Below are 16,210 nucleotides of genomic sequence, written 5' to 3'. Positions count from 1 at the left end.
CATTAAAAGAGAATAAAAGCAGAGGCCGTTGTTTGATTCAGGTCGATGTCGCCGACTTCCAGTACTTCGTATTCAGCGCGGATACCAATGTTGCGAAACACATCAAATTCAACGCCGGCACCGTAGGTCAGATCCACGCCAGTGTCATCATCACTGGCATTGCCGTCAGCATCCCAGGCATGAGCACCGACGCTGCCGTAAAGGCGCACGCGGTCTCCCAGCGGAAAGCCGACATGGGCGCTGGCCTGGACAGATTTGCCATCGAAATCAAGATTCTTGTCCTCGAATTGGCCGAGATCAACAAAGGCGCCCTCGAAGGCCAGATAGCCGTTGAGACGATAGCCGGCAAAAACCTTGTAGCTGGTGTCGTCATCGCTCAGATGGGATTTGTCGGTTTCAATGTTGCTTACGCCAGCTCCAAGATACAAACCTCTGTCATCCGCGAGTGCCTGAAAAGACAGCAACGAAAGCAGTGAGACGAAGCCAAGGTTTCGAAAAAGCATGTGAGGTGAAGTCCTTCTACAGAGTGTCGATGGTGAGGTGTTCGCCGAGAATTTGAATGATCGGGAACACTGATAGAAGTCATTGATTTATATTTTTGAGTCACTTCAATCCGTGAAAGTATTGATGTTCGCCGGACATTGAAAAATACCGTCTTGCCAATGCTGTAATCGGGAGCGCTTTGGAAAACAAACAGCCTTGCGCGAACACCACTTCTTCTGAAATCAAGTGCGATAGTTGCTGTTGCGTGTCCACACCCTCGGCGACGACGTTGAGCTCTAAAGTCCTGGCAATTTTGGCAATATGCCGCCACAGCGCATCCTTGGCCAAGAGGGTGTCCTGTGTGATGAGGGCAAGATCTATTTTCAGTATGTCGACAGGTACTGATTCGATGAACGCCAGACCGGAGTAGCTGGAGCCTACGTCAACAATGGCAATACGATGCCCGCACGCTCGAAGTCTGTTCAGTTGAGTCGCTGCGCTTATCGGGCTCAAGAAGGCTTTTTCGGTGACTTCAAAGACCATTACCGAGGCCGGCAAGTTGTACGTTGCCAGGATGTTGGCCACAAAGTCTGGAAAGGTAGGATCGAGTATGTCTTGAGCGGAAAGATTGATTGTGATGTAAAAATCCTTACACGCCCAAAGATGGGTGCAGTAATCCTCTGCAACCCGGCGTATGACCGAGCGCGTAAGCTCGCAAATCAGGTCGGACTTTTCTGCCGTCTCTGCCGCCGCGATGAATACGTCCCCAGGAATGGCTGCCCCGTTTAAGCTCCAGCGAGAAAGCGATTGCGCACCGACCAGCTTACCCGTCCGCAAATTGATAATAGGCTGGTAGTGAATATCCAGCTCGTTCGCGCTAATGGCCTTGCGAAGCTGAGCTGCAGGAGAGGTGCAGTACCTTTGAATCCTCCGTGCGGTGTAAAACATAGCTCCCGGTATCAAAGCCAACGCAATAAAAAGCATCCAACTGAGCCCTGGATTCCCTGCAAGGCTTTCGGGGCCCAACCATACGGCCGAACAAGCAGCAACCGTTGTGCATAAAGCCAACGTCTGCCTTCCGAGCAAAGCGTTATACGCCGCCACCATAAAAACTCCGAAACACATGATTTTAGATGCGGGGATCTTGGACTGAAGAAGTAAGGTGCGCGTTATGAGTAGTCAATCAGCCATGCCAGTGCGACACCACACAAATAGGCGAAAAGACAAAATATGATTTTTTTCTTAAGCGGCAGTGAATGTAATCGATAGCGCATGCTTACCCCCTTGAATTAGAAGTAAGAAATGTTGCTGGTTTAGAAGGATGGATGAAAATTATTGATTGTTATTTTTTGGTGAGCGGCGTCTTCTGGAGGGGTTGATTGTTAGAGTTGTCCAGAATAGCGTCGCCTGCCATCGAACATATTGATCAGTTGGGCGCCGACAGTTTTGCAGCGTTGCGCCTGGTGGTTTCGGAGGGTGTCACTCCGTAAGCATCCTGATAGGCCTTGGAAAACCGGCTTAGATGCTGGAAGTTCCAGTACATCGCGGTTTCGGTAACCGTTGGCCATGTGTTACGGACCAAGTCCCGGCGGACATTGGCGAGTCTTAAGTTCCGAACGTAGGCGATCGGTGAAATCCCGAATGTTTCGACGAATCCATGATGCAGGGTGCGAGTTGTCGTTTGAAGCTGTTTTACCAGTGCCTTCATGCTAAGTGCCTTTTTCAGGTTGCCATGAATATATTCTATCGCTGCCATCGCGACCTTTCTTCTTGTCGGGACTTTAAGCGACGCGCGACCAGCAGGTGTCAATACCCGGAGTAGAGAAGTCAGCAAGGCACTTTCAATGGCTGAAGCTTCTGTACAGTCGCGCTGTTCTAACGGTAGGTTATTGGCGTTGTTAAAGTGGGTATTGATGGCTTGAATGGCAGATTGCATTGATTTGAAATTTGCAACCTGAAAACGGTAGTCCTTCCGATTTGCAAGCAAATCGATCGTTGAGTGGCTTTCCTGGCACTGTTTGTAATGTTCTAACGTCGTGGTAAGGGTGAGAAGAGTTTCATTAGGCTCGCAGGTGTAATGCACGGGCTCATCGCTAGTCAACACGATGATTTCGTTAGGTCGTAACTCATGATTATTGATGATAGGCCGACCAACGGAAGCCTGTGAAATGGCAAAAGTGACATAGCCATGAGGCACTGCGCTGATAATAGTGATCGCTGAATCAAACTCCAGTCGACTGCATTGGAGCTTGGGAGTCTGAATGAGCTTATGCTGTCGAATACTGGCTTCACGCTCGGATGGGACGAGGTTCATTTCCCATCGGCCAATTGTTCGATTGAGGTTGTCCGCAGGTGTAGAGGTTACACGAAAGACTTCATCGGGGATGCTCATGGAATTGAACGCTCTTCAGCTGAATGGATAGTGCTAAGTAATATTTTGTCAAAGACGCTGATATCGGTCGTTAACGCCTATCAGTCGGGAGCGTTTGACGAGCGATCCATTTGACCGCTCCTCGCCAGTGACGTCCATAGAAAATAAACGCTGAGTGTAACAATTCGTTTATTTCTAAATCTTCACATCCAGTGTGTTAACTATGACGCGAAGGTACCTGACTCGGCGTTATCATTGCTGTCATTTTTTTCAGAGGCCGAGGCCAACGACTCTGGCGCAAGTTGCAACGCTGCTGAAAAAACGTACGCATCGGTTGGAGCGATGTCCAATAGGCTTTGGAGTTTGCATGGCGCTATTTTAGAACCAAAGATGGCCGTTTTTTGGCGGGTTGGACCGATGGCTGCAGCATCATAGGCAAACAAATCATTAACGCGATAGTTATTGCAGGTTTTATATCTGGTTTTTTCATCGCTCAGTGTTTTTTTGTTGCTTTCAATACGTGTCAGTTCGACACTTTGAGGCTCATCTTCATAGGCCATGGCCTTCACAGAGAGCAATACACCAAACGATACGGTTGCGAGGTTTTTTAGCTGCATTGACGTGCTTTCCTTATTAATGGCTTTTCAGGCAGAGCAAAGTGTCAGCCGCATCACTGTTACGGCCTGGCCTGTGGATAGTCTCGCTTCCACGAGTCTTATCAAAGTCAAAAACTCATATTTTCGGAGTGGCAGGTTTATTGGAAAATGTCGTCAAGGCCGGGTTCACTGTAGGGAGAGACCACGGCTCCGGAAACTATAGAGGAGAGAGATTGAGGGGGTGGGGCGCCTGACTCAAATCAGTAATTCTTATTTTTCTTGTTTGAGCCGGCTTCAGAGGGGTAAGGCGTATCAAGACCTGTTGTCTGGCCGAATGTGCGTGACGTGATGGGCAACAGAGGGCTTAGTGATTCATGCAACGCAAGCGGCCAAGATCGTGCACATAAAAGCAAACGGCTTTTTTATCGGTGGTCGGGATTAATTCGTAGTTTAGAACAGCGCCTTCCTGCAGAACGAACTGGCGTCGAAAAAAGAGATCGGGTGTTTTTTCAATGGCGAATAGCTCGTTGTCCTGGCTAAGTTTGACGTTGTTTATTTTTATCTGAACGTGACGATTGCTTTCCCGGGTGATATCCGCCGTGATCGTAGCGTTGCGGATTTTTCCGTTCAGGCTTTCCAGTGTGGTTTGCGTAAGTCGCCCGTGCCCTATGGTCAGATACTCTTCCGTGTTGAGTTGATTCAAATCTTCGAGCCATTGACGGGTGATTGTTTGATAACTGGTATTTTCCATGTAATAAGAGGGCGAATACATCAAAGAGAAAATACAGGCGGCGTTGATAATACCCAGCACGATCCAGTGAGCAATTGAAGGTATTGTTGGCTTCATGGCGTTGCTTCCAAACATTGTTGGATCATCAGGGCGAGGTCTTTTTGGTCGCGATTCAATTGTAGGTTTGCAGTGCTCAGGTCCGGACGAATGCACGAAACAGAGTAGTTTGTTTTAAAGAGATTCAACCAAACCTGACCCTTTAAGTTTGGCGAAAGCTGTTGAGCCTGTTTAACCGAAAGATCCCGCAGTGATTGAGCCTCTTCGACGCTGTTGCCTACTGCATGGATGACTAATTCGTTTACTTTTACACTGGAAATTTCTATTTTCGGTGTGTCGAAGCCTGAATGAAACCCGGTGAAGGCACAAACACCCAAAGTCACGACATAAGCGACTGACAGGGCTTTTTTAACGTAAGTTGCTTTTAGGGGTTTTTCTGAAGGCACCAGGACTTCATCAACTTCGCTCGACGGAAGCACTTCAATGGCGGGCACTGAAGGTTGCACGGCTTCATTTGAAGCGGGCGGCACTGTTTGTGGGTCAACGACGTAGTGACGGTTGAAGCAATAGCCTCTTCGAGGGACCGTCATCAAAATCTCGTGATCTCGACTGTCGTTCAAAATGTTTCTAAGTGAGAAAACGGCCTGATTCAAACTGCCGGAAGCGACGACGCGGTCGTTCCAGGTGTAATCGATTATCTCCTCACGGCTTTTTGTCTGGCCGGGTTCCGTTAGCAGCAGGTCCAGCAGGCGCGATTCCGCTCTACCTATCGTGGTGCTTTGAACATCTCCATGGGGTGTCGTAATGGAAAGCAAGGCGGTGTCTGGGTCGAAAAGGGTCATTGCCCCGTTTTTCAACTTGAAGGCGTAACGCATGGGAATCCTTCGTTCAGGTGGATCTGGCTGGGTATCAAAGTCGGTTTTGATGGGCTGGATTTGACGTAATACATTTGTGTCGGAGGGGATGAGCGGCTACGAGCGGGCATGCGCGGAAGGTGCAGAGAGAGCCACTAGACAATGCTGAAATAGCCTATCAAAAATCTCACTGGAATCAAGCAAGGGTAATCCACGGGGTATCAATCGAGGTCAATGATGATGCTCGGTACGAATAATGTGCGCTATCCGAAAACTGCAAGGCAGGGTTTGAGACTGGCTTCCATCAAGCGCGCACAAGCTTGTGGCCTGGCAGTAGTGATTCCCATTTACTGAGGCGATATTTTTTGCGACCCGCAACAAACTGAGCCCCGGCATTTTGAGTGAGGTGCAGGCGGGGGCAGAGGATAAGGACAGTTAAGTTACTTCAGAGACTGGGTGAACTTGATAGGGTGATTGCATGAAGGGGTAATTATTAATTATATAGTTACATTAATTAAGTTGTTCGGGCGCAAGTAGCAGGATCAAGGCAAAACGTTATAGCCGCGCTGTTGCAGGCAACTGCTGTATACCGAGTTGTTGGCGGCGATGGTTTGCTCGGTGGTCCCAAGGTTCTGTCGGCGTTCCTGACGTTGTCTTGATGCCCCGACCACTGCGCCGGCTGCTGCCGCGCTGTGCGCACGGTTCTGGCGATAATCTTGTTTGATATCGTCGTCGATCTGGTCATAAACGTTGTCATGTTGCCGGCCCCGAACTTCCGCTGCAGCCGCCCCGGCTACCGCGGCGGTGGTAGCGCCCTTTATCCGCCCACCAGATGGCACTGTGTTTTGCGTCGGGAATTGGGCATTGGCCTGTGATTGGCAGGCGCTGGTGTCTTGAGAAATCATTTGGGATGTCTGGCCTTTGAGTGGAACCAGTGTCACCGCCCACGCACTAGAGCTGGTGAGCAATACAATGGCCGATAAGGTCAAGGTCAGTCGTTTCATCAAGTCGGACTCTTGTTAGAGATCGTTACGTGGCTTAACGGATTGTTCAGGGAGGCGCAGCTAAAACCCCATGCCTGTCTGCATCGTGATGCGCTCCATGACAATGGGTGGCAGACAATTCGACATTTGCAATGGGGTATGGCGCGGTTATTACTGCTTGGAAAGGAGCGTCTGCATGTCGTTCGTCATGCTTTTGAGGGCGGCCTTGAAGTCATTGGCGGCGATTGGCTGGCTGGCGTTTTTCAAGGTCTCGCCGAATACCTTGCGTACCGCCTTGGCGACCGGCAAACCGGTTTTGGCATCCATCAGTTCGGCTTCGAGGTACAGTTCGGCCGTTTGATCGCGATGACCGGTGGCTGCTTGTGTTGCACCGACAATCGCGGCGATCGGCACGGCTTCATACCAATGCATGCCCTCGTTGGTGGCGCTGACCTCGGTGATCGCTGCATTCAGGATCAATGTCCGCGAAGCGGCGGGTGCTTGCTGTGCATTGGAGACGATCGTGTAGGAGGGGGCAAAGGCGCTCCTGACACTGTTGCTGGCCATGGTCTGGACGTCTTGCAGGGTTTGCAAGTTGACGCGGTCGGTCGGTTTTGGCGCCGGGTACAGCTCTACCTGCTTGAACACGACAGTGGAATAGGCATGAGGATCAAACCCTGGTTTCACCCAACGCAACACCTTCTGTTCACTCGGCGTGGTGTGTTCTTCCAGTCCCTGGTAATTGGCCAGAAAGCCCGAATATTGCTCCTGCTGCGCCACCTTCGAGACACAGCCGACCTGAAACACGCAGCTCAAAGCAATACCCACAATCCATCTATTCGACATGCTCATGTGTTCTGTTCTCAAGTAATGAAAGTTGTCATTCAGTTTCCGACCTGGTCCCAGGTGCTGACTGGGGCGGATGCTGCCCGCAGTGGTGGGAAAATCCGAATCAATAACCCTCAAAAACTATTAAATTACCCCGCCAGTACGTATCCGATCCTGGGCCTCTTATGGACGGCGGCTATGTGAACAGAACGTTTCAATCTGTGAGCAATCCCTGATCGCAATGGCGACAGCGCAGCGTTACCGTATGATGTCCATCAACAGCTGCTGACCCGCAAATCTCCCGTTGCGCGATGCCGTGCATCCGCCACAGGCCTTGGATATCTCGCAACACTGGGCCCCTGTCACGAAATGAAAAGCCATTGTCGTCTGATGAGAAGCGGCTCCAGGGGCGGCATCCTACAGTCCAATCAGCGCAATTCGACGCACCCAACATTGCAGATTGGAGAATAAGAAATCATGGCCAAAGCCGTTCGCTTTTACGAAACCGGTGGTCCCGAAGTCCTTCGTTATGAAGACGTCGAAGTCGGCGATCCTGGTCCAGGCCAGGTTCGTCTCCGTCATGTAGCGGTTGGCCTGAACTATGCCGACACCTACTTCCGCAATGGCACCTACCCGATCCCTATGCCAAACGGCATGGGCGTTGAGGCTTCTGGCGTAGTCCAGGCCATCGGCGAAGGTGTGACCAACGTTCAAGTGGGTGATCGCGTCACTTACACCGGGTTTCTCAACACCCTGGGTGCCTACAGCACCGAGCGTCTGATCTCGGCTGCGCCATTGATCAAGTTGCCAGAAACCATCAGCTTCGAAACGGCCGCGGCCATGACCATGCGTGGTCTGACCTCGTCGTACCTGATGCGCCGCATCTACGACTTCAAGGCCGGTGACACCATTTTGTTGCACGCCGCCGCGGGTGGTGTGGGCCTGATCGTTTCGCAGTGGGCCAAGCTGCTCGGCGTGAACGTCATCGGTACCGTGTCCACCGAAGCCAAGGGTGAAATTGCCCTGGCCCATGGTTGCAGCCACGTCATCAATTACAGCCATGAAGACGTTGCCCAGCGCGTTCGCGAGATGACGGACGGCGTGGGTGTCAACGTTGTGTTCGACAGCGTTGGCAAGAACACCTTCATGGGTTCCCTGGATTCGCTCAAGCGTCGCGGCTTGATGGTGTGCGTCGGCACCGCTTCCGGCCCGATCCCGGCCTTCGACCCGGTACTGCTGGCAATGAAGGGTTCGCTGTTCCTGACTCGTCCAGCCCTGGCTGACTACATCGCAGACCCGGCAGAGAAAGCTGACCTGGCCGGTGAGTTGTTCGACCACGTTGGCAGCGGTCGCATCAAGATCGAAATCAACCAGCACTATGCCTTGCAAGACGCTGTCCAGGCCCATCGCGACCTGGAGTCACGCAAGACTACCGGCTCTTCGATTTTCATCGTTTAAGGAGCGGCCAGTCATGAAAGTCGAACAATTGACCTACAACATCGGCGCCGAACTGATCGGCGTCAACCTCGCCGACGCGGTGCATGACGACGGTCTGTTTGCCGAGATTCGTGCCCAGTTGCTCAAGCACCGGGTGGTGTTCCTGCGTGATCAGGACATCAGCCGCGCCGACCACGTGGCCTTCGCCCGTCGTTTCGGCGAGCTGGAGGATCACCCGGTGGCCGGCAGCGACCCGGACCATCCAGGACTGGTGCGCATCTACAAGAATCCGGACCAGCCGATGGACCGCTACGAGAACGCCTGGCACACCGACGCCACCTGGCGCGAAGCCCCGCCGATGGGTTGTGTACTGCGTTGCGTGGAGTGCCCGCCTGTGGGCGGCGACACCATGTGGACCAACATGGTCCAGGCCTATGCGAACTTGCCTGAAGACGTAAAGGTCAAGATTGCCGATCTGCGTGCCCGCCACAGCATCGAAGCGAGCTTCGGTGCGGCCATGCCGATCGAGAAACGTCTGGCGCTCAAGGCGATGTACCCGGATGCCGAGCACCCGGTGGTGCGTACTCACCCGGAAACCGGTGAAAAGGTGCTGTTCGTCAACGCCTTCACCACCCACTTCAGCAACTACCACACCCCTGACCGGGTGCGTTTCGGCCAGGACGCAAACCCTGGTGCGGGCGAGTTGCTGCGCTACCTGATCAGCCAGGCGTACATCCCTGAGTATCAAGTGCGCTGGCGCTGGAAACCAAACAGCATCGCGATCTGGGACAACCGCAGTACCCAGCATTACGCGGTCATGGATTACCCGCCGTGCCATCGCAAGATGGAACGTGCCGGGATTATCGGTGACAAGACGTTCTGATCGAACCCCCTGTATTAGCACTCGTAGAGTCGCCTGCCAGGCATGACCGGCAGGCGGACAACCATAAAAATTGGAGTAACTCATGCAATTCTTCGACGATTCCCTGCACCCGGAAAACATGGAAAAAGTGGTCATCACCGTGGCCCCTTACGGCCCTGAGTGGATGCCGGAAGATTTCCCGGAAGACATCCCGCTGACCATGGACGAGCAAGTCCAGAAAGCGGTCGAGTGCTATGAAGCCGGCGCCACGGTTCTGCACCTGCACGTGCGTGAACTGGACGGCAAGGGTTCCAAGCGTCTGTCCAAGTTCAACGAATTGATTGGCGGCGTGCGTGAAGCAGTGCCGGACATGATTATCCAGGTCGGCGGTTCGATTTCCTTCGCACCTGAAAGCGATGGTGAAGCCGCGCTGTGGTTGTCCGACGATACCCGCCACATGCTGGCCGAGCTGACGCCAAAACCGGATCAGGTCACGGTGGCGATCAACACCACCCAGATGAACATCATGGAACTGCTGTATCCGGAATACCTGGAAGGCACTTCCCTGGCCAACCCTGCCTATCAGGCTGCCTACAGCGAAATGACCGTACCGGCCGGCCCGGCCTGGGTTATCGAGCACCTTAAGCGTCTGATGGACAATGACATCCAGCCGCACTTCCAGCTGACCGGCATGCACGCTTTGGAAACTCTGCAGCGTATGGTGCGCAAGGGTCTGTACAAAGGTCCATTGAACCTGACCTGGATCGGAATCGGTGGCGGTTTCGACGGTCCTAATCCGTTCAACTTCTTCAACTTCATCCACCGCGTACCAGACGGCTGCACCCTGACGTCCGAGTCGCTGCTCAAGAACGTGCTGCCGTTCAACACCATGGCGATGGCCATGGGTATGCACCCGCGTGTGGGCAATGAAGACACCATCATTGATCACAAGGGCGACCGTTTTGGTTCGGTTGCACAGATCCAGCAAACCGTGCGCATCGCTCACGAGCTGGGTCGCGAAATCGCCACCGGCAAAGAAGCCCGCGCGATCTATCGCATTGGTGAGAAGTACGAAACTATCGAAGAAACCCTGTTGGCCAACGGCATGGCCCCCAACCGCAAGGCTGGGCAGAAAGGTGTGCCGCAACGCGGCTGACCGGCAGCGAGGGCGGGAGGTCGATGACCTCTCGCTCGCTGTTTTGCAATTCGCTCGATAACAACAATAAAGCAAAGTTTCGAGGAGGCTGCATGGCCTTTCACCCAATTGCCGCCGACGATGATGACTCCAATGGTGTCAGTGTTGCGCGCAAATACGCCTGGATCGTCTTCGCACTGACGTTCGGTTTGTTGATTTCCGATTACATGTCCCGCCAAGTGCTGAACGCAGTATTTCCGTTGCTCAAGGGCGAGTGGGCCCTGACTGACAGCCAACTCGGTTTGCTCAGCGGCATCGTGGCGTTGATGGTCGGCTTGCTGACCTTTCCATTGTCATTGATGGCTGACCGCTTCGGTCGGGTTAAAAGTCTGGCGCTGATGGCGCTGTTGTGGAGTATCGCCACGCTGGGCTGCGCATTGGCGCAGGACTACCAGCAAATGTTTATTGCCCGCTTCATGGTGGGTGTCGGTGAGGCTGCCTATGGCAGCGTCGGTATTGCCGTGGTGATTTCGGTGTTTCCGAAACACATGCGTGCAACGCTGGCCAGTGCCTTTATGGCCGGCGGTATGTTTGGCTCGGTTTTGGGCATGGCCTTGGGCGGTGCTATTGCGGCCAAGCTCGGCTGGCGCTGGTCGTTTGCCGGCATGGCCCTGTTTGGTCTGGTGCTGGCGGTGTTGTACCCGATCATTGTCAAGGAAGCACGCATTGCGCCTCAGCGTGCGGCGCAGGCCGGCAAAAAAGTCAGCGCGGCGGTCAAGCGTCCATTGCGCACATTGTGCTCCAGCCCTTCGGTGATTGCGGCTTACATCGGCAGTGGTTTGCAACTGTTCGTTGGCGGCACCGTGATCGTGTGGATGCCAAGCTACCTCAATCGCTATTACGAGATGGCGCCGGGCAAGGCTGGCGGTGTTGCGGCGATCATCGTCCTGTGCAGCGGCGCCGGGATGATCCTGTGCGGCATGCTCAGCGATCGCATGTGTCGTCAATCGGCCGAGCGCAAGGTCGCGCTGGCCATCGCTTATTGCCTGGGCAGTTGCCTGCTGCTTTCGGCGGCGTTCGCCTTGCCGCCAGGACCTGCGCAATTGCTGTTGATTTGCCTGGGTATGTTGATTGCCGCCGGCACCACCGGACCTGCCGGGGCGATGGTAGCCAACCTGACTCACTATTCGGTGCACGGTACGGCGTTTGCCACGCTGACCCTGGCCAACAACTTGCTCGGCCTGGCGCCTGGCCCGTTCATTACCGGCAAGGTGTCCGACATGATCGGCTTGCAGGCGGCCTTCCAGCTAGTACCGCTGGTGAGTATTGCGGCAGCGGCGGTGTTCTTTTTTGCCAAGTGCCATTACCACAAGGATATCGCCCGGCTGGCGGGTGAGAGTGTCAACGATTCGGTCAGTAAAGCTGTAGAGGTGAAGGTGTGAGTGGTCGTTTGCGTATCGATGTGTTTTTCGATTTTATCTGCCCCTGGTGCTTGATCGGAAAACGCCAACTGGAGCGCGCTCTGGAGTTGCTGCGCTCGCAGCAACCGGATGTGCTGGTGACCACGGTGTGGCATGGGGTGCAGTTGCTCCCGCACCTGCCGGTACAGGGCGAACCGTTCGCCGAGTTCTACCTCAACCGTCTGGGCAGTGCCGAAGCGGTGGCGATGCGTCAGGGCCAGGTGCAGCGGGCCGCACAGGCGGTAGGGGTGGCCATCGACTTGAGTCGCATTGCCACGATGCCTAATACCGCTGATGCCCATCGCCTGTTGGCGCACGCCAACTCACGAGGCAGTTCGGCTCAGCGCGATCTGTTGCTTGAGCGACTGTTCGCGGCGTACTTCCAGAACGGCGAGGACCTGGGTAGCCGCGAGACCTTGATCGCCATCGCCCAATCGTGCGGTTATGACGCTGATGCGGTGAGGGATTACTTGAAAGACGAATCCGGTCCGTTTGTCGGTAACGAGATAGGGGCCTCCAGCGGCGTGCCAAGTTTTCAGTTTGACGGCCAATTAACGATGACCGGCGCGCAGCCTGCCGAGGTGCTGCTGGGCACCATGTACGAAGCCTTGGAGCGCCAGCGCGTGCGGTCCTCGTCATGACGCGTCGTGTCCCCGTGCCCACGGGAAAACTCCCGCAGGCGGGCGGTCGTGCACTGTTTGAGTTCGAGAACAAAAGCCTGGCGTTGTTCAACGTCGAGGGCGAGTTGTTTGCCATCGATGACAGTTGTCCGCATCAGGGCGCCTCGCTCTGTGGCGGGCGTCTTGAGGGTCGGGTGATTCAATGCTGCGCTCATGGTCTGCGGTTCGATCTGCGCAGCGGCTACTTGCTCAATTCCACCCAGCTCAAGGTCATCAACTACCCGGTCGAAGTTGTCGACGACCAGGCCTTTATCGTTATTGCTTCTGAGGAGTCCGCGCCATGAGCGCCATCGCTCTTTCCCGTATCCATAGCCGAACACGCGAACTGGCACCGGGATTTATCGTCAGTCTGATCGTGGCGGCAGCCGCTACTTTTTTGTCCGAGCACTACAAAGCGCCGGTGATGCTGTTTGCCTTGCTGCTGGGCATGGCCCTGAACTTCCTGGCGGGAGAGGGTGTCTGCAAGGCCGGCATCGAATTTACGGCGCGCACCGTGTTGCGCATCGGCGTGGCCTTGCTGGGTATGCGTATCACCCTTGAGCAGATTGCCGCGCTGGGCTGGAAGCCGGTAGTGCTGGTGGTGACTCTGGTGGTGGTGACCATTGGCGTTTCGGTGATCGCGGCCAAGCTGCTGGGTTTCCAGCGTTTGTTCGGCATGCTCACCGGTGGCGCGACGGCGATCTGCGGCGCTTCCGCTGCTTTGGCGCTGGCTGCGGCATTGCCTAATCATCCGCAGAAAGAACGCGCCACACTGTTTACCGTCATTGGTGTGTCGGCGCTGTCGACCATGGCAATGATCGTTTATCCAATGATTGCCAACTGGTTTTCATTGTCACCGCAAATGGCGGGAATATTCCTCGGCGCCACCATCCACGATGTAGCCCAAGTGGTCGGTGCCGGTTACAGCATGTCGACCGAAACCGGTGATACGGCTACGGTGGTCAAGCTGATGCGGGTTGCGATGCTCCTGCCGGTGATCGTCTGTGCGGCCATGGTGACGCGTATGCAAGGCGTCGAGACCGGAGGCAAGCGACCGCCTCTGCTGCCGTGGTTCGCCGTCGGTTTTCTGCTGCTGGCGTGCATCAACAGCACAGGCTGGGTGGTGCCAGCGGTGCAAGGCACGGTCAATGAACTGTCGCGCTGGTGCCTGGTGGTGTCCATCAGTGCCCTGGGCATGAAGACTCAACTCAAGGAACTGGCCTCCGTAGGCATCAAGCCCATCCTCCTGATGGTGGGGGAGACGGTGTTCCTCGTCGTCCTGGTCCTGCTGATGCTGCGCTGGATGTTCTAAGCCGGACCTGAATCCGTTTACAGCAGGGCCGCATTGCGTTTGACTCCTCAGCGCTTTGCGGGCCTCGGTCGGTGTCACAAACACCGGCTTTTTGCGGCGACTGTACAAGCAGTCGCCGTTTTTTATGTTTCGGATTCTGAACCAAAGTCACGACTTGAAGGATGCCTCCCGGCGCCAGCCCCATATTCAGGGTTGCGCTCGGGTGGGCGGTACATTCAGGGGGGGAGGGTGCTGGTACGGCTCGCTCAGTATTCCTTGGCGTCGGAGAGCGGTTTTGAGGGCGTTTGCTTTTGTGCGCGCCAAGTGGCGGGTGGCATGCCGAACTGGGTGATGAACCAGCGTGTGAAGGAGCTCGCCATGGAATACCCGAGCATGTCGGCGATGCGCCCCAGCGAATAATTCGGATTCTCCAGATAACGCAGGACCAGATCGCGGCGCACGTCGTTGATCAGGTCGTTGAAGGCGCAGCCGTCATCTTTGAGGCGACGTTGCAGCGTTCGTACGTTCATGCCCTGGGTCTGGGCGATCTGCTCAATGGTGGCGCGCCCCATGGGCAGCAGCACGTAAATGGCCTTGCGCACCTCGAACAGCAACGACGGCCCTTCATCACTCAGCAGCGAGTCGAGGTAACCCTGAGCGTAACGAGCCATGGCCGGGTCGGCGTGGGGGTTGGTCGCGTCCAGACTGGTATTGGGGCAGACAATGCCGTTGAACTCGCTGCCGAACTCCAGCGTGCAGCCGAACAGGCGGCGATGCAATTGCAGGTTGTCCGGCGGCTGGTGGGTGAAATTGACGCTGTAGGGGCTCCAGTGTGCACCGAGCAAAGCCGCGCACAAACGGAACATCACGCCGATGGCCAGTTCGTTGGCTTGCCGGGAGGCCATGGGCGTGTCGGTCACCACCTCTTCGCGAATGATCACCATTTTGCCGGCCTCTTCAATGAAGATGGCCAGCGAATCATTCATCAAGTGACGGTAATGCGCGATGACCTCAAAGGCCTCTCGCAGCGTACGCTGGTGAGTGAGTAACAAACTGACCACCCCGAAGTCCGAGAGGTGGCGCGACTCGGCCATGCTCAGGCCGAAGCTCTGGCAGCCACTGGCGACGGCTGAATCTTCCAGCACACGCACGGCCGAATCGATGGGAATCCGATGTTCCGGTGCTAATAACTGAGCCCTGCTCAAGCCGTTGGCTTCCAGTACATCGCGCGGGTTAAATCCCAGGTACTGGGTGACCTCCAGGTAGTTGGTCAAGACAGCTGCGCGAACAAGCTTGGTCATGCGTGGGTCTTCCCTGGGCCGGTTAAGGTGGAAATGAGCGTGGCGACTATATCCAGCACGTCATGAAATGGAAAGTTTGTTGCGTAAGCGCCGGCGTGCGCCCTGTGGTGACTCTAATTGCCCCGTCTCATCGAGATAAAACCGCTCACGTATTGATTACAGTGGCCTTGGGCAAACCCGTTGTGATTTTCGACCAGCGGGCACCTCATGTCGGCGCCGTGAAATTTGTCATGAAAAGAAAAGTGGCTGACGTCCAATGAAAAGCGTTGGGGGTGGGGGAACTTTAATGTCAACACAACAAAAATCGCTGACCAACGAGTCAGTCGAGTCATCGAGAAAGCGTAGGTGCTGACGTGGACAAACTGAATACTGTTGCAACCGTTTTGATCGTGCCGGGCCTGCGTGAGCATGTGGCCGAGCATTGGCAGACATTGCTTGAAGCCAGACTCTGCAAAGTACGCAGCGTTCCGCCGCTGGAAACCGACAAGCTCGACTGCGCTGCACGGGTTCGTGCGATTCAGCACGAACTGGAGCAGATCGAAGGGCCGGTGATTCTGGTCGCCCACAGTGCCGGTGTTCTGATGGTCGCGCACTGGGCAGCGTTGCACAGTCGTCCGATCAAGGGCGCTCTGCTGGCCGCGCCACCCGACCTCGAGGCTACCTGGCCGCAAGGCTACCCCACTTCTGAATCTCTGCGGGCCCATGGCTGGGATCCGCTACCCAAAGGTACGTTGCCGTTCCCAAGCCTGGTGGCCGGCAGCACCAATGATCACCTTGCCAGTCTGGACGCCGTCACTCGCATGGCTCAAGGCTGGGGTGCCGAACTGCGCAATTTTGGCGCAGTAGGCCATCTCAATCCAGCTGCAGGATTTGGCCACTGGCCAGAAGCGGAAGCGCTCATCCTGGAATTGGATCAGTAGTTCAGGCGCCGACTTGGCTGTAAGCCAACCGGCATTTGCCCTCACTCCTGAGAAGCGCAAGTCCCTGGTACAAGGGAATGCGTGAGGGCTGCTGCGCTTAAAACAAATACAAAAGGCGGAGAAACAACGCAATGCACAACAATAAGAATCAAGGCTTCACGGTTTCGCGTTACACCTTGCTGGCTTCGGCCATCTTGGCGGCTTCCATGCCGACCGCCCAGGCGGTTGAACTGGATACGGGCA

17 protein-coding genes are annotated in these 16,210 nt (G+C 55.2%); 8 read left to right on the top strand and 9 right to left on the bottom strand.

Annotated elements, in window-relative coordinates:
* Positions 1 to 2: 2 nt before the first annotated feature.
* The 8 genes from PMI22_RS08340 to PMI22_RS08370 all read right to left on the bottom strand — a co-directional run bounded on the left by PMI22_RS08340 (position 3) and on the right by PMI22_RS08370 (position 6,926).
* Positions 3 to 503, bottom strand: a complete 501-nt coding sequence (locus PMI22_RS08340) for an outer membrane beta-barrel protein (RefSeq protein ID WP_007947469.1) — start codon at positions 501 to 503, stop codon at positions 3 to 5.
* Positions 504 to 603: 100 nt separating this feature from the next.
* Positions 604 to 1,590, bottom strand: coding sequence for an EAL domain-containing protein (locus PMI22_RS08345; RefSeq protein WP_007947468.1), 987 nt, complete (start codon positions 1,588 to 1,590; stop codon positions 604 to 606).
* Between the two features lie 319 nt (positions 1,591 to 1,909).
* A complete protein-coding gene (locus PMI22_RS08350; protein WP_007947467.1) occupies positions 1,910 to 2,875 on the bottom strand; it encodes an AraC family transcriptional regulator in 966 nt (321 codons plus the stop codon).
* A 200-nt stretch (positions 2,876 to 3,075) separates the two neighbouring features.
* Positions 3,076 to 3,471 carry a hypothetical protein gene (locus tag PMI22_RS0129620; RefSeq protein WP_007947466.1) on the bottom strand — a complete coding sequence of 132 codons (396 nt, stop codon included), beginning with the start codon at positions 3,469 to 3,471 and terminating at the stop codon, positions 3,076 to 3,078.
* A gap of 343 nt (positions 3,472 to 3,814) precedes the next feature.
* Positions 3,815 to 4,297 carry a hypothetical protein gene (locus tag PMI22_RS08355; protein WP_007947463.1) on the bottom strand — a complete coding sequence of 161 codons (483 nt, stop codon included), beginning with the start codon at positions 4,295 to 4,297 and terminating at the stop codon, positions 3,815 to 3,817.
* Positions 4,294 to 5,112 carry a transcriptional regulator gene (locus PMI22_RS08360; RefSeq protein ID WP_007947461.1) on the bottom strand — a complete coding sequence of 273 codons (819 nt, stop codon included), beginning with the start codon at positions 5,110 to 5,112 and terminating at the stop codon, positions 4,294 to 4,296. Before PMI22_RS08360 ends, PMI22_RS08355 begins: the two co-directional genes overlap by 4 nt.
* A 521-nt stretch (positions 5,113 to 5,633) precedes the next feature.
* Positions 5,634 to 6,095, bottom strand: coding sequence for a YMGG-like glycine zipper-containing protein (locus PMI22_RS08365; RefSeq protein ID WP_007947459.1), 462 nt, complete (start codon positions 6,093 to 6,095; stop codon positions 5,634 to 5,636).
* A 150-nt stretch (positions 6,096 to 6,245) separates the two neighbouring features.
* Complete coding sequence (locus PMI22_RS08370; RefSeq protein WP_007947458.1) at positions 6,246 to 6,926, bottom strand: DUF3313 domain-containing protein; 681 nt, start codon at positions 6,924 to 6,926, stop codon at positions 6,246 to 6,248.
* 453 nt (positions 6,927 to 7,379) lie between these two features.
* Here PMI22_RS08370 and PMI22_RS08375 point away from each other — a divergent pair, with 453 nt between their 5' ends.
* From PMI22_RS08375 to PMI22_RS08405, 7 genes are all read left to right on the top strand, one after another.
* Entirely contained in the window at positions 7,380 to 8,360 is a 981-nt protein-coding gene (locus tag PMI22_RS08375; protein WP_007947457.1) for a quinone oxidoreductase family protein, read from the top strand.
* Between the two features lie 13 nt (positions 8,361 to 8,373).
* A complete protein-coding gene (locus tag PMI22_RS08380) occupies positions 8,374 to 9,222 on the top strand; it encodes a TauD/TfdA dioxygenase family protein (protein WP_007947456.1) in 849 nt (282 codons plus the stop codon).
* Positions 9,223 to 9,304: 82 nt separating this feature from the next.
* A complete protein-coding gene (locus PMI22_RS08385) occupies positions 9,305 to 10,357 on the top strand; it encodes a 3-keto-5-aminohexanoate cleavage protein (RefSeq protein WP_007947455.1) in 1,053 nt (350 codons plus the stop codon).
* Positions 10,358 to 10,449: 92 nt separating this feature from the next.
* Entirely contained in the window at positions 10,450 to 11,778 is a 1,329-nt protein-coding gene (locus tag PMI22_RS08390; protein WP_007947454.1) for an MFS transporter, read from the top strand.
* Positions 11,775 to 12,437: a DsbA family oxidoreductase gene (locus tag PMI22_RS08395; RefSeq protein ID WP_007947453.1), complete on the top strand. Its 663-nt coding sequence runs from the start codon at positions 11,775 to 11,777 to the stop codon at positions 12,435 to 12,437. Before PMI22_RS08390 ends, PMI22_RS08395 begins: the two co-directional genes overlap by 4 nt.
* Positions 12,434 to 12,760 carry a Rieske (2Fe-2S) protein gene (locus PMI22_RS08400; RefSeq protein WP_007947452.1) on the top strand — a complete coding sequence of 109 codons (327 nt, stop codon included), beginning with the start codon at positions 12,434 to 12,436 and terminating at the stop codon, positions 12,758 to 12,760. Before PMI22_RS08395 ends, PMI22_RS08400 begins: the two co-directional genes overlap by 4 nt.
* Positions 12,757 to 13,767, top strand: coding sequence for a YeiH family protein (locus PMI22_RS08405; protein ID WP_007947451.1), 1,011 nt, complete (start codon positions 12,757 to 12,759; stop codon positions 13,765 to 13,767). The genes PMI22_RS08400 and PMI22_RS08405 overlap by 4 nt, the downstream gene beginning before the upstream one ends.
* Positions 13,768 to 14,012: 245 nt before the next feature.
* Here PMI22_RS08405 and PMI22_RS08410 read toward each other — a convergent pair whose 3' ends face one another.
* Positions 14,013 to 15,047, bottom strand: coding sequence for an AraC family transcriptional regulator (locus PMI22_RS08410; protein WP_007947450.1), 1,035 nt, complete (start codon positions 15,045 to 15,047; stop codon positions 14,013 to 14,015).
* Positions 15,048 to 15,400: 353 nt separating this feature from the next.
* Between PMI22_RS08410 and PMI22_RS08415 the strand changes: the two genes are divergently transcribed.
* Positions 15,401 to 15,967: an RBBP9/YdeN family alpha/beta hydrolase gene (locus PMI22_RS08415; RefSeq protein ID WP_007947448.1), complete on the top strand. Its 567-nt coding sequence runs from the start codon at positions 15,401 to 15,403 to the stop codon at positions 15,965 to 15,967.
* Positions 15,968 to 16,210 lie beyond the last annotated feature (243 nt).

Origin of the sequence: Pseudomonas sp. GM21 (assembly GCF_000282215.1) — a bacterium.
Taxonomy (GTDB): Bacteria; Pseudomonadota; Gammaproteobacteria; order Pseudomonadales; family Pseudomonadaceae; genus Aquipseudomonas.
The sequence above is the reverse complement of the archived record's forward strand: the minus strand, read 5'-3'. Positions and strand labels throughout refer to the sequence as shown.

Coding starts and splice junctions, on each gene's coding strand:
- PMI22_RS08340 (WP_007947469.1), bottom strand. CDS start 503: ATGCTTTTTCGAAACCTTGGCTTCGTCTCACTGCTTTCGTTGCTGTCT.
- PMI22_RS08345 (WP_007947468.1), bottom strand. CDS start 1,590: ATGGTGGCGGCGTATAACGCTTTGCTCGGAAGGCAGACGTTGGCTTTA.
- PMI22_RS08350 (WP_007947467.1), bottom strand. CDS start 2,875: ATGAGCATCCCCGATGAAGTCTTTCGTGTAACCTCTACACCTGCGGAC.
- PMI22_RS0129620 (WP_007947466.1), bottom strand. CDS start 3,471: ATGCAGCTAAAAAACCTCGCAACCGTATCGTTTGGTGTATTGCTCTCT.
- PMI22_RS08355 (WP_007947463.1), bottom strand. CDS start 4,297: ATGAAGCCAACAATACCTTCAATTGCTCACTGGATCGTGCTGGGTATT.
- PMI22_RS08360 (WP_007947461.1), bottom strand. CDS start 5,112: ATGCGTTACGCCTTCAAGTTGAAAAACGGGGCAATGACCCTTTTCGAC.
- PMI22_RS08365 (WP_007947459.1), bottom strand. CDS start 6,095: ATGAAACGACTGACCTTGACCTTATCGGCCATTGTATTGCTCACCAGC.
- PMI22_RS08370 (WP_007947458.1), bottom strand. CDS start 6,926: ATGAGCATGTCGAATAGATGGATTGTGGGTATTGCTTTGAGCTGCGTG.
- PMI22_RS08375 (WP_007947457.1), top strand. CDS start 7,380: ATGGCCAAAGCCGTTCGCTTTTACGAAACCGGTGGTCCCGAAGTCCTT.
- PMI22_RS08380 (WP_007947456.1), top strand. CDS start 8,374: ATGAAAGTCGAACAATTGACCTACAACATCGGCGCCGAACTGATCGGC.
- PMI22_RS08385 (WP_007947455.1), top strand. CDS start 9,305: ATGCAATTCTTCGACGATTCCCTGCACCCGGAAAACATGGAAAAAGTG.
- PMI22_RS08390 (WP_007947454.1), top strand. CDS start 10,450: ATGGCCTTTCACCCAATTGCCGCCGACGATGATGACTCCAATGGTGTC.
- PMI22_RS08400 (WP_007947452.1), top strand. CDS start 12,434: ATGACGCGTCGTGTCCCCGTGCCCACGGGAAAACTCCCGCAGGCGGGC.
- PMI22_RS08405 (WP_007947451.1), top strand. CDS start 12,757: ATGAGCGCCATCGCTCTTTCCCGTATCCATAGCCGAACACGCGAACTG.
- PMI22_RS08410 (WP_007947450.1), bottom strand. CDS start 15,047: ATGACCAAGCTTGTTCGCGCAGCTGTCTTGACCAACTACCTGGAGGTC.